The sequence below is a fragment of the Aquibacillus saliphilus genome (genome assembly GCF_020404745.1).
GTDB classification, from domain to species: Bacteria; Bacillota; Bacilli; order Bacillales; family Amphibacillaceae; genus Aquibacillus; species Aquibacillus saliphilus.
This window is the reverse complement of the sequence record NZ_JAIZAP010000028.1, coordinates 1-12987: the sequence shown is the minus strand read 5'-3', so window position 1 is coordinate 12987 and position 12987 is coordinate 1. Positions and strand designations below refer to the sequence as shown.

Here is a 12987-nt window from a genome sequence, read left to right as displayed (position 1 = left end):
AGAAAACTAGTATATGTTCAGGTATATATTATTTGTATTATTAATTAAATAGTTTTATAACTAAGGAAACCTGCCGATGACTAATAGATCCTTTCTGGACAAGCATAAAAGTAAATATTTTTCAAAAAACATCTTTGGTAGCCTATTGAGTTTAAAGGAGTATAATATAAAATATATCTTTGTCACTAGTTAGAGGTTATTAAAAATACATATTTCCTTTAAATAGCATTAAATTAAAGGGTGTGTATTTATCTTTTAAGGTGAATATAGTAACATAGGGTAAATTGTCTAAATTGTCAGTGTATATTAAATGTAAAGTAGGTGGTTCAGATGGAAGAAAAAGAGCTTGAGTTATTGGAGCTTTTAGAAACAAATGGACGTTTAGAGGTTGCAACAATTGCAACAATGATAAATTTAAGTGTTGAAGAAACAAAACAAATGATTGATAAATTGGAAAATGAATATGCTATTCTTGGATATTCTGCTGTGATAAATTGGTCCAATGTTTTAGAGTATGAAGGTGTAACAGCAATGATTGATGTCAAGGTAACTCCGGTACGGGGGGCAGGATTTGATAAAATAGCAGAGCGTATTTATCGATATCCTGAAGTGAAAGCTGTTTACCTTATGTCTGGTGCATATGATTTGTCAGTCTCGGTTGAAGGAAAAACAATGATAGAAATTAGCCGGTTCGTTTCTGACAAATTATCGACTTTAGATACAGTTATCTCAACAACGACACATTTTGTCTTGAAAAAATATAAGCATGATGGTGTTATTTTTGATGAAGAAGATGATGACAAAAGGATTTTGGTGTCACCATGAGTCCTTCAACCAAAAATTCTTACCTATCAAAAACTGTAGCAAATCTTGAGCCATCGGGAATTCGACGTTTTTTTGATTTGGCATCAACAATGGATAATGTAATTTCATTAGGTGTGGGCGAACCCGATTTTGTTACTCCGTGGAATATCATTGAAGCGAGCTATCATTCGTTAGAACGTGGGTACACAGCATACACTGCTAACGCAGGCATGCTTGAGCTACGCGAAGAAATCAGCAACTATTTAAAATATAATTATCTTGTTGAATATAACCCTTTGAACCAAGTGATTGTAACGGTTGGAGCAAGTCAGGCTATTGATCTTGCTTTAAGAGCAATTGTTAATCCAGGCGAAGAAGTTATCGTGATTGACCCTGGTTTTGTATCCTATGCACCGGCAGTAACACTTGCTGGTGGAACGCCTGTGGCTATAAATACTAAGTCAGAGGATGAATTCAAACTTCAGCCACAACAAATAGAAGAAGCGATTACCGAAAAAACAAAAGCAATTATTATTTGTAGCCCTAACAATCCAACTGGTTCTGTTTTAACAAAAGATGAATTGAACCGGATTGCTACCGTAATCGAAAAACATGATTTAATCGTACTTTCTGATGAAATATATGCCGAACTAACTTATGACGAAGAATTCACGAGCTTTGCTGCGATAACTAAAATGAAAGAACGAACAGTATTAATTTCTGGTTTTTCGAAAGCATTTGCAATGACTGGATGGAGACTAGGCTATGCTACTGGTCCTGTCGAAATCATTGAGGCGATGATTAAAATCCATCAATATACGATGATGTCGGCACCGACAATGGCACAGCACGGTGCTTTAGAAGCTCTGAAAAATGGAAAGAAAAGTGTATTAGATATGAAAACGAGCTACCGACAACGAAGAAATTTTGTTGTTAATACTTTAAACGAGATTGGACTGAGTTGTCACCAGCCTGGAGGGGCGTTTTATGTGTTCCCTTCGATAAAATCGACGGGATTATCCTCGGAGGAATTCGCTGAACAGCTGTTGAAAACAGAAAGGGTAGCAGTCGTTCCTGGTAGTGTATTTGGTGCTACTGGAGAGGGTTATATAAGATGTTCCTATGCAGCATCGTTGAAACAATTAGATGAAGCCATGAAACGAATAAAAAGTTTTATTGACCAACTATAAGTATTATTGGGCCATAAGTTCTTACTTAAGTAAGGATTTATGGCCTTTTTTTGATTGTTTAGGTAAATATAAAATTGGTTCCGTGTGGATGATTTTTTGACAAGGTTAGGCCGCTTCCAGCTCCAGCGCCTGCGCTTTTGTTCTTTATTATACCTGTTCACGAGGAACGTTCCCTTGTGAATTGGGCATTCGCCCCGAGTTAGCGTTGATTCGCCTGAAAATCGGAGGGATTCGCCCCAAATATTGATTTATTCAACCCAAATCGACGAAGATTCGCCCGAAACCAATGATAATTCACCTTTAGTACAATTATAGTAGTTCATTTTGAAAAAAAGGCCTTTGGTCACTGGCATCTTTTGTTCCGTTTGAAATCAGATAATTTTTTAGGCAACAATGATATAATAGAGGTAATAAATGACGGGGTGAACGTACGGATTATTACCCAGACAGGAGACACTATTATGAGACCGATAACGAGTGTAAAATCTGATCTTGAAATTGCTAGTGAAGCAACGATGAAATCAATTAGTGAGATTAGCTCCTTGTTAGACTTGCGAACAGAAGAGTGGGAGCCATATGGGAGATATAAGGCAAAGCTATCGCTTGATGTGTTAAAACGGTTAGATTCTAAACCGGACGGAAAAGTAATTCTTGTCACATCCATTAATCCAACTCCGGCTGGAGAAGGCAAATCAACTGTAACAGTAGGACTTGGTCAAGCATTAAATAAGCTAGGTAAAAAGGCGATTATCGCATTAAGAGAGCCTTCCTTAGGGCCGACAATGGGAATGAAGGGTGGAGCAAGTGGTGGTGGTTATTCACAGGTCATGCCAATGGAGGAGATAAACCTTCATTTTACAGGTGACATCCATGCAATTACCACTGCCAACAATGCACTCGCGGCTTTTATTGATAATCATATCCACCAGGGAAATGCCTGCGAAATTGATCCAAGAAAAATCGTTTGGAAACGTGTGGTTGATTTGAATGACCGTGCATTAAGGCAAGTGATTGTAGGGTTAGGTGGACCACTTAATGGTGTGCCGCGTGAAGACGGATTTACGATTACGGTTGCATCGGAAATTATGGCAATTCTTTGTTTGGCCAAGGGTTTAGAGGATATGAAAACAAGACTAGCAAAGATAGTAATTGGTTATAAAACGGACAATCAACCAGTGACAGTAAAGGATTTAGGTGTCGAGGGTGCGTTAACCTTGTTATTAAAAGAGGCGATTAAACCGAACCTTGTACAAACATTGGAAAATACGCCGGCAATTATTCATGGTGGTCCGTTTGCTAACATTGCTCATGGCTGTAATAGTGTGATTGCAACAAAAATGGCTAGCAAGCTTGGCGACTATGTTGTAACTGAAGCGGGTTTCGGTGCAGATCTTGGTGCGGAGAAGTTTCTAAATATTAAAGCGCCATCCGGCGATATTAAACCAGAAGCCGTTGTGATAGTGGCAACAATTAGAGCGCTGAAAATGCATGGTGGCGTTGCAAAGGATGAGCTAACTGAAGAAAATCTGGTAGGTTTAAAAGCTGGAATGGCTAACTTGCAGAAGCATATTGAAACGATTCAATCGTTTGGAGTTCCACATGTGGTATCAATCAACCGTTTTTATACTGACACTGAAGCGGAAATTGCATATCTGCAAAACTGGTGTGAAGATAAGAAAATAGAGGTTGCTCTCTCCGACGGCTGGGCCAAAGGAGGGGAAGGTGAAGTTGACCTTGCTCATGCGGTGTTAAAAGTAATCGAGCATAAACCAAACCATTATCGCCGTTTATATAACGAAACCGATTCGATTGTTAGTAAGATAGAAAAAATCGCTAAACAAGTTTATGGTGCTAACAAAGTTGAATTTACTGCAGAGGTAAAGAAGCAACTGATTGAGTTTAACCAACTAGGATGGGGAAACTTACCTGTATGTATGGCAAAAACCCAGTACTCTTTATCGGATGATCCTAATTTACTTGGAAGACCGGAGAACTTTACGATTACAGTTAGGGAGTTACGCCCATCAATTGGTGCAGGATTTATTGTTGCCATAACAGGAGCTGTAATGACAATGCCTGGTTTACCGGAAAAACCAGCAGCACTGAATATGGATGTCGATGAAAACGGGAATGCATTAGGCCTGTTTTGAAAAAGACTATTGTAGCATAAAGAATCTTGGTCACTAGTAAGTAAAACCAGAAACAGCCTTAGACAAAGCGGTTTCTGGTTTTACTATTAAATTATCTTCAGGTTACTCAATTACATAGTCCACTTCATCATATTTTCGCGTGTATTTAATGTGAAAATCTAATCCATCGAAATACCAAATATCAGAATTCTCTACGTAAAATGTAACCCCTAATAATTCCGTTTTAATCGCAGGGTTATTTGGTTCGGCATTAGAAATTGCAAGAGAAAATCCACTTATTCTCCCGCCAAATCCCCCGTATCGGACATAAAACCGAACAAAGTCACCTTCTTTTAAATCCATTTCATCTATATACCATTTTGCGGCAGGTTGAGTAATTGACATTTCCATGTTGTTAAACCCCCTTAAAACTAACTATAACAAATTATATTGAATAGGACTATTAGTACGTATTAGCACAAAAGCTTTATTAGTATTGTCATGGTTCAGATTATGCGTGTTCAGTCAAATGAGATTAGGGGAAAAAGAAAGCAACGTGCTGAGGAAGCGGCTATGAAAGCACCAATCAAAATGCTTTTTCCTTTAATCATGTTTATTTTTCCTTGTATCTTTATTGTTCTATTAGGTCCTGCGCTTATCAACTTGTTAGACGGCTTCTAAAAGATTAGTGATAAATTTTAGGGATAGTTAGCCCTTTTTCATTCTTCAATGAAACATGAAATTCTAGTTTGTTATTAATCGATGCAAATAAGATGTCCTTACTATGATTTATGTTATTCATCTTTAGTTGCTGATTTAACCATGTTTCGTCGACGTTATATTGTTTAAGCACATCATGATAAATGGTCCCTTCCATAATTACTGGGAGGGCAAGACTTGAAGTATTCTTGGAAATACCCATGTCTTCGAGCGTTACAGTGTTTTTGTGAGATTTTTTATAGACACTTAACGTACCGTTAGCCTCAATGATTGCCATATCCACGTCGTTAATGTCAAACACATCTTTTTGGCGAAGCATTTGTAAGACGTTATCAATCGAATAGCGAATTCTTCTTAAATTCTTATCTAATATCTTCCCATCTTTTATGACCACAGTTGGTTCAAACGTAATCATTCTCCCGAGTTTGCGATTCGATATCTTCCAACGAGCAACAACTCTTTGAAAAATACCAAGTGCAACAATCGCTACTGCCGTTGGTATGTGATTAATTGATGGATCTGCGATATCAGCTCCGACAACTGCACCTAACGTGAGAATGATTAAAAAATCAAAGATAGGTAATTCTCCAATAGCTCGTTTTCCCATGAAGATAGTGATAAATAAAAGAAGCGGTATGATAGTAATTATTCTACCAATAACTAAGGAAGAATCCTTAAGAGTTTCTAACATAAGTACCCTCCGTGAAAATTAGTTATTTATAATTTACTGCAATCTAATCTTTTTATACTGATAGGAAAGTTAAATAAACAAGCCTCCGATGGAGGCTTGTTTATTTGTGTGATTATTCTTCATTTAGACTATCTAATGATACCTCTTTTTCTTTTTCCGGATCATCAACAGGAAATACCCGTGCTGTTGACTCACTTTCATTTACATGTTGAATATAAATAGGATTTCCCTCGAGCATTACATTAATCATCGTTGGTGAGTCAACGATTTCCTTTGCACGTTGTGGATTCATCGTAAAACCTCCTTGTGAAATTAAGACAAGGATATTATTTCCTGTTTAAAATAGATTATTCTTTTACAACGGAGTCAATTTTATAATTGCAATATCAAGCCAAATCCCAACAACATATAGTTGGAAAAGGTTTAACCTTGATGGCGGTAAATAGGTATTATGAAATTGATTAAACGGTAAATAATTCACATAGCAACTGTAGATTCCAGGTCTTCATTCTTGCTTGTTGTATTAGTTGCCTTTTGCAAGTGGTCAATGGAAATACCATAACAAAGACCTAATAGTATCCAGAACAACGGCGCTACTGTTGGCATACTAATATTAAAGAATGCTTGGGTAAGGTATCCTATAATCGTTGCCATTAAACCATAGTGGATTATTTTTTGTTTGTTAGTCATATATTTAATTGATTTAAAGGCAAGATACAAAACTCTAAATAAAAACAATAAATATATGAGTAAAGCTGGAACACCTAAAGTAACTCCAATGTGTAGATACTCATTGTGTGCCTTATCAACGGTTTTCCCTGCTGTTCCAAAGTGTGCAATTAGCTTCGAATCATCAATATTTGAATGAAACGCCTCTGCAAACGTATCTGGACCTGAACCAATCCAGAAATGTTCTCTTAATAATGGTAGTGATTCAGTCCATATAAATATCCGGCCTGCTCCTTCATCGCCTGTTTGTTCATTTAAAATAAGGCTGTTAGTGTCACTGAAAATACTTAAGAATCTAGCCAGATAGGCATTTCCTTCTAGCGCATTTGTTACTCCGAATATGGAAATAAACGTAACTGCTAGAAGAATCCATCGCTTCCATAGATATTTTCTCTTTATAACAACAAAAATAGTTAAAAACAAAAGACTGACAAATAATCCAATTAATGTGCTTCGATTAGAAGAATAAAGTGCTGTTAGGAAAAATAAATTTGCTGCAAAAAAATAAAGTAAATAATACTTCCGAATAGTAGTATGGAGTAACAAGAATATTGATATCATAGTAATGATAACTAGATAAGACCCGAAGATATTAGGATTATCAAAAAATGCTTCACTTCTTGTCCACTTTTCTGGCATCTCTCTAGTTGACCAAAAATCCAAGTTAAAATGCTCTAATATCCCATATATTGATATAAAAATACCAGTACAAATGAGTCCGTTAAATACCTTTTGTTCTTTATAATCAACAAGTCGGTATGTTAGGAAGAAAAGGGCGAAGTAGCATATAAAGGACAAACTCCCTTCATAGCGAGTAAGTCTTCCAAAAATAGATTGAATTGGATCGACAGAAAGTAAGGTTGAAAGAACTATTAATATCCCGAGAGCCAGTATTAAATATTGTTCGAAAGTAACCTTCTTACTTCTCAGTCCAAAATTGTCTCTTCTTATAAAATAAAAGGCTGTTAAAGATAGAGTGAAAATAATAAAAAACATATATTTTATAATTGTATCGTGTAAATCATAAACCCATGGAAAGATAAAAAGTGGAAACAATAGCGTAAATAAATAGATCATATGCTCCCCCAGTATTAGTAAGATTCCGTCGTTTGAACATATTGCCCTTCGTTTAAATTATACCTCGTAATCGTCCCGACAGGAAGTTACGAAATCTGCACTTGATATTGGTTATAAACCTCCACGGTTTTATATTTTCATCAGATGGAGGAAGTAAAAGATGTCATTATCATGTTTTCATGTGTTTCAGATAAATAAGCCGGGTTGCCTCCTATACTTATTGTAATCCTGGGACCACTAGTCATTACGCTACTTACTACGGGATTTGGAGGATAGCATGCGGTTCTGAATAAGAATGAAACCGAAGCGAACGCTCATAGGTGCTGGCTGAACGAGAATTAACTTCATCCAAAAAGCTACCCTCTAAATTTAGAAGGTAGCTTTTCTATAATTCATCAGAGGAAACCAACTCAAGCGGTTTATATTTCTTTTCATGCTTATACAATCCAAAATACTTTAGTAGCGTATTCTGTGCTAAAACTGGTTCTAACGTTAACAGTCCTAAATTGTTTTCCGTTTCAATGATTGATTCTTTTTCAGTTGTTAGATAGCGGATTGTTTCACGCCAGTTAAATGTTGCTGGGCAGGTGGTTTGATCGTCCTCAATCACGAGGTTATTTAATTCATCACAATAGCGGTAAATGTTCTCGCGTTTTCTTTTTAGAGTGTTGAGCCAAATTACTTTCTTCATTAAAGAGCCCCAGACTCCGGTAAAACTCATATTATTCATGGGGCTGCTTGTAAATTGATAAATACTGGATACTGTCCCGTTCCTATATTCGACGGTGGATTTGACTGAGGATGCATAGTGGACATCTCCAGATAGAATGAAACAATCACTTGGATTCCATGTTGCAATTGATTGGAGAAATCCGTTAAACCCGGTTCCATTATATTTCCATGCTTCAAAATCAAGCAAGCTCTCTACGGGTATTCCAAGCACACGCAACGGATAAATATATTTATCTAGAACTGACTCGATCAATCCTATTCCGTATAAAGGTGTAGGTGAAACAATTACTAGTTGTGAGCCTGTTTGCCAGCCGCTTTTACTAAGTGTTTTGGAGGTTTTCTGCCATCCCTTTTGGCTAATTAACTGAGGACTTCGAATGTTCTCTTCAAAAATAGAACCAATCTTTGTTGGTTTTGGTTGTGAATCAAATTGTCTCATTGTTCGGGTGTCTAAAAAAATAGCCTTTGGTTCAGTGGGTGCAACGAAGTGCCAGTGGTCATAGTGCCAAAGCATTTCATGCCATTCCTCATATATAGAAGTATTTACTTTTAATGAATTAAAATAAGCTATCATTGTATTTTTAAATGATTGATTAAAGCTGTCAGGATCATTACCCCAGCCTTGAAATGCCCAGTATGATGCTAATCCATTTGCTACCACGTGGTTACCTAAGGGAGCTGTTTGAACATTATTTACCCAGTCAATCGAAAGGTTCCAGTCATCGGTGATATCGTGGTCATCAAAAATCATATAGGTGGGAATGTTGGCTAACGCTCTGCGCACGCGAAAAAGTGTTGTTTGAAAGCAGTAAACATCCTCTAATTGCTCATTATAGCGTGTTTCGTATTTATCAATTTCTTTTTGTCGTTTAGCTTGATAACGTGTTTTATCGGGATAGATAAAATAAAAGTCATCCGTGTTCTCTGTAGTATCAAAAACTCCATAATCTGTAGCTAGTTCCCATAGGTGTGGTCCGAAAGATAATAAGTACATTGCTGCATATTCACCGAGTGTAATTAAGTGATTGCTAGCGTTTTTGGATGTAAATTTACCAAAGTGCTCAATAATAAATTGCCTGCCATTGGTTTTATTTATAGACGATTTAAATGGATCCTCTTCAAGGCGAGAATCTAATAAAGCTAAATTTTCGTCTCTACCAATTAATTCTCTACCTAAGTCATAAATGAAATGGGAAATAGGATCTGCGACGTCATCTGCATAAATTTGATCTCCCATTAAAAATAAAGCATTAGGTCGTTTGGATAGATTGAGATGATGTTCGTCTATGCTTAAATCAGCTGTAACCAATGCGTCATTGCCCTTGCCATGAAGCTTTCGGCAGGATCCATACAGGATATGATTGGTGTTGTCTTGTTTGTGAATATAAAAAGATGGGTATTTAAGGCTGCCATAAACAATTGAATGAGGATTTTGTGGTGACAGGAGACCGAAGCTTCCTAGATCAGATACTATAGAGTTGTTGTTTAAAAAAAGGTTGTAGCCAAATAATTGATTAGCTGGGAAGGTCTTTTTCTTAGGGATAATCTTGATTAAATGGATAAAAAGATTTTCTCCAATTGAAATCGTTTCTGTTTCGGACCGAGCGCTTACATCTTCTTGTTCACTAACAGTTTGGCTTAGGTTATAGATCTTTGCATCAATTTGAAACGGTTTGCTTGTAGCGATCCATATATATACTTGTGAAGGCTCTGCCCTTCGAATAATAGGTCCAGATAAAATTGTTGGTATATTCATAGAATATCCCCACCCCGAATTATGAATGAATTATATTCCAGTTTATTCACTAATTCGATAATCTGTGTCAGTGTAAAATAAAAAGGGTACCGTGGCACCCTTTTTAACTATTCTGGACTACTATTGGAGATTAGGGTTTCCCGTCTTTCATCTCTTAAATAATCTAGTTCTACTTTTTTTTGCTAAACCAGTGCTTCTTTTTCTACGTTCAGTACTCTTTTCAAATGAATTCCAATTGCATCTAGTTAGATAGGATTATTAGTAGTTTCTAATAGAATTTTATATTCAATTTCTAACTCGGTAATTGTTTTATTGTATAGTTGATGATCAGCAGGGTCATAAATACCTGCTTGGATTAGTTTGTTTATAAGGAATTTTTTTTGCTGTTCAACAGCTTCTCTTAAATAGGACAAAAAATCACTCCTTTCGGCGATAGACATAATTTTAAATAACCCTTAAAATCTTTACACTTTGTTTGTAAGGTTTTATTACGTAGTTTTCAAATTTGTGCAGATATAGTTTGTTAGATTTTCTTACATAATTATTAATTTAACTTAATTTTCCATGTATAATAAAAAATATACTCAGATGATTGCGTTAGAGAAGCTAATTAATTTGTTAGAAAAAAAACTCAATGCTCGTTTTATAAACGCAAGTGTCGAAGTTTCGGATTATAGTGATTACAAATCATATGTAGTGGTGGTGAAAAAAATGACAAACAAAACCCCTTCTTATAAAGAGAGAAAAGTAATCACGATTGGAGTGGTTAGTGAGTTAACTGGTTTGACTGAAAGGCAAATCCGATATTACGAAGAACGAAAATTAATTTTTCCTGAGAGATCTCCTCGTGGAAATAGAAAATATTCATTTGCGGATGTGGAACAATTAATAGATATTGCAAATAAACGAGAAGAAGGAGTTCAAACATACGAAATTAGGCAGGACATGTTAAAAGCTAAAAGAATGGGGGATAAGAGAAAAAGAAAAGAATTATTACGTGGTGAAATTAATGCAAGGTTCGGGATACAAAAAGAATAATAAATCAATTACTAATGTTGTAAAAAGCTGTTAACCATGAGAAAATAAATTAACAGAATATTCTTTTAAAACGGCATCTAAAGGAGGTCGGACTGTGGTATCTTAAGTGTACTTGGAAATTCATAAAACGATTGATTGAAACTATGAATTTGTGCAAAATGAGGTGTGCTTATGGGATTAACAGCAAGTGAAGTTTTGCAACTACCAATTATGAAGTCGTGTAAAGTAAAGACTGGTAAACATTTAGGCGAGAAACCAATTGAATGGGTTTCAGTAATTGAGTTACCTGTCGAAAACTTTGTCAGGAAAAATGAATTTGTTCTAAGCACCGGTATTGGTTGTCAGGACAATCCTGATTTGCTTGAAGAATTCGTTGAAGACGTTACCCAGTCAGGTGCGTCCATATTAGGATTTGCGACAGGAAGGTATATTTTTAATATTCCTGATCGAGTCTTGGCAAAAGCGGATGAAAATGAGCTGATTATTGTTGACGTCCCATGGGAAACTAGATTTGCGGATATTCTGCAAACGGTTATGCAGGAGATTATGGTAGATAAACAAAAAAAACATGAGAAAGCAGAAGATGCTAGACAAGAATTGATTAATTGTGTTCTACATGATAAAGGGTTAGAAGAGATTGCCCACTCCTTATATAAATATATAAAAATTCCGGTTGCTATTACTGATGCAGCAAGATACGTCCGGGCTAATAAACATTTTAACTCAGAAATTTTAAAGGATTATACTGGTGATGACCCAGATAATAAGCTTCAACAAACTCCCCTCTCAGATAACCAATTTAGTGAACATCCATTATATTACAACTTAAAAGAATATAAATTCGAAAAACAACTATTTTTCCAACTTAATATTTTAAATAACCATAAAAAACAAGGATATATTGTGTTTCAACCAAGTGATAGCTCGGATTTAACATGGTTTGTCATGAATGTCTTGGAGCATGCATTAACAGCGTGTGCACTTTATTTCGTAAAAGAGAATGCAATTGAGTTAACGGAAATTAGGTTAAAAGATAATTTTGTATTAAATTTGGCTAAAACAAAAACAAAAGTAGATGATCAGTTATTGTCAAAGGCTAAATTACTTGGATACGATTTAAGTCGTTCATTTATTTGTATCGTCGGGTATATTAGCTTCAAAGATCAAGTTAAATCTGATGATGGGAGTAGTGATAATTCATCTAATTCTTCCTTACAAACGATGAACTATTATATTCAAAAGGAGATTACCTATGCTGGGAAGCTGTTTAATCGAAAATCAATGACAACTTTTGATGAAGGTGAAGTTATTTTATATTTAGAAGCGGATCATCTATCATATGGGGATGTGGCTAATCAGTTTTTAGATACTGTTGAGCGTAGGTTGAGTCAACTACTGACAGGAATGGAAATCTCTTGGGGAGTTGCACCGCAGAAAGTATGTGATTATGCCTTTTATGAGAGCTATCATGAGGCAGTTACCGCATTAGAGATAGGAATAAACCGAAGCGGAACGGGAAATAGAACTTTTTTTAGTGACACAAGAATTAACCGGTTACTAATGGCAATTTCAAAGGAAAGTGAGATTGCTACCATTGTTAAAGACACCTTGGAACCATTAGTTAATTATGATAAGAAAAGGCAAGCAGATCTAATCTATACTTTTATGATTTATAATAGTTATAAGGGAAACGTAAGCCAAACAGCAAGAGCGTTGAATCTACACCGACAGTCTTTACTTCACCGTCTTAGAAAAATAGAGTCATTAACAAAGTTATCATTAATTGATTCCGATGATTCATTCCTATTAGAACTAAGTGTACGTCTTTGGACATTAAAAAAAATAAAATAATCTATCGGTGCTCTGTTTTAGGACAGAGTGCTTTTTTATGTTTATGAAACTATAAAATTGTTTCCATGAGGTTAATTAATGATAGGATTGTGCAACATCCAGCTCCACCGCCTGCGAATGTGGGCGCGGATTCGCCCCAAGTTCGGCTGGGCCCCTTAATTTCAGACACATACTTGAAATTTCTCTATCTTTCTTAAAATTTCATTTTTTATTTTAAACAGAGGAAATTGCTCCCTATCTTTTTTATTAAATTTTATATTATTCTCCCTA

At 35.8% G+C, this 12987-nt stretch carries 11 protein-coding genes; 5 read left to right on the top strand and 6 right to left on the bottom strand.

Features of this window, described 5'->3' with window-relative positions; translation table 11 throughout:
• The first annotated feature begins 330 nt into the window (after nucleotides 1–330).
• The 3 genes from LD272_RS20575 (at nucleotide 331) to LD272_RS20565 (ending at nucleotide 4144) form a co-directional block, all read left to right on the top strand.
• Nucleotides 331–825, top strand: a complete 495-nt coding sequence (locus LD272_RS20575) for an Lrp/AsnC family transcriptional regulator (protein WP_226038479.1) — start codon at nucleotides 331–333, stop codon at nucleotides 823–825.
• Nucleotides 822–1994, top strand: a complete 1173-nt coding sequence (locus LD272_RS20570) for an aminotransferase (protein ID WP_226038478.1) — start codon at nucleotides 822–824, stop codon at nucleotides 1992–1994. Before LD272_RS20575 ends, LD272_RS20570 begins: the two co-directional genes overlap by 4 nt.
• Before the next feature lie 461 nt (nucleotides 1995–2455).
• The gene (locus LD272_RS20565) at nucleotides 2456–4144 is read left to right on the top strand and encodes a formate--tetrahydrofolate ligase (protein WP_226038477.1); all 1689 of its coding nucleotides are present in this window, start codon (nucleotides 2456–2458) and stop codon (nucleotides 4142–4144) included.
• Between the two features lie 102 nt (nucleotides 4145–4246).
• Here the strand turns inward: LD272_RS20565 and LD272_RS20560 are convergent, their stop codons facing one another.
• The 6 genes from LD272_RS20560 to LD272_RS20535 form a co-directional block, all read right to left on the bottom strand.
• Nucleotides 4247–4534 (bottom strand): HesB/YadR/YfhF family protein, encoded by a 288-nt coding sequence (locus LD272_RS20560; protein WP_226038476.1) that lies wholly within the window; start codon nucleotides 4532–4534, stop codon nucleotides 4247–4249.
• Nucleotides 4535–4808: 274 nt separating this feature from the next.
• Complete coding sequence (locus tag LD272_RS20555) at nucleotides 4809–5534, bottom strand: DUF421 domain-containing protein (RefSeq protein ID WP_226038475.1); 726 nt, start codon at nucleotides 5532–5534, stop codon at nucleotides 4809–4811.
• Nucleotides 5535–5646: 112 nt separating this feature from the next.
• A complete protein-coding gene (locus LD272_RS20550; protein ID WP_226038474.1) occupies nucleotides 5647–5826 on the bottom strand; it encodes an H-type small acid-soluble spore protein in 180 nt (59 codons plus the stop codon).
• A gap of 185 nt (nucleotides 5827–6011) precedes the next feature.
• Nucleotides 6012–7340 (bottom strand): O-antigen ligase family protein, encoded by a 1329-nt coding sequence (locus LD272_RS20545; RefSeq protein ID WP_226038473.1) that lies wholly within the window; start codon nucleotides 7338–7340, stop codon nucleotides 6012–6014.
• Between the two features lie 385 nt (nucleotides 7341–7725).
• Complete coding sequence (locus LD272_RS20540; RefSeq protein ID WP_226038472.1) at nucleotides 7726–9828, bottom strand: metallophosphoesterase family protein; 2103 nt, start codon at nucleotides 9826–9828, stop codon at nucleotides 7726–7728.
• A gap of 245 nt (nucleotides 9829–10073) precedes the next feature.
• Complete coding sequence (locus LD272_RS20535) at nucleotides 10074–10241, bottom strand: Fur-regulated basic protein FbpA (RefSeq protein ID WP_226038471.1); 168 nt, start codon at nucleotides 10239–10241, stop codon at nucleotides 10074–10076.
• Between the two features lie 298 nt (nucleotides 10242–10539).
• Between LD272_RS20535 and LD272_RS20530 the strand changes: the two genes are divergently transcribed.
• Nucleotides 10540–10866: a MerR family transcriptional regulator gene (locus tag LD272_RS20530; RefSeq protein WP_226038470.1), complete on the top strand. Its 327-nt coding sequence runs from the start codon at nucleotides 10540–10542 to the stop codon at nucleotides 10864–10866.
• 171 nt (nucleotides 10867–11037) lie between these two features.
• Nucleotides 11038–12717 carry a PucR family transcriptional regulator gene (locus LD272_RS20525; protein WP_226038469.1) on the top strand — a complete coding sequence of 560 codons (1680 nt, stop codon included), beginning with the start codon at nucleotides 11038–11040 and terminating at the stop codon, nucleotides 12715–12717.
• Nucleotides 12718–12987: the final 270 nt, after the last annotated feature.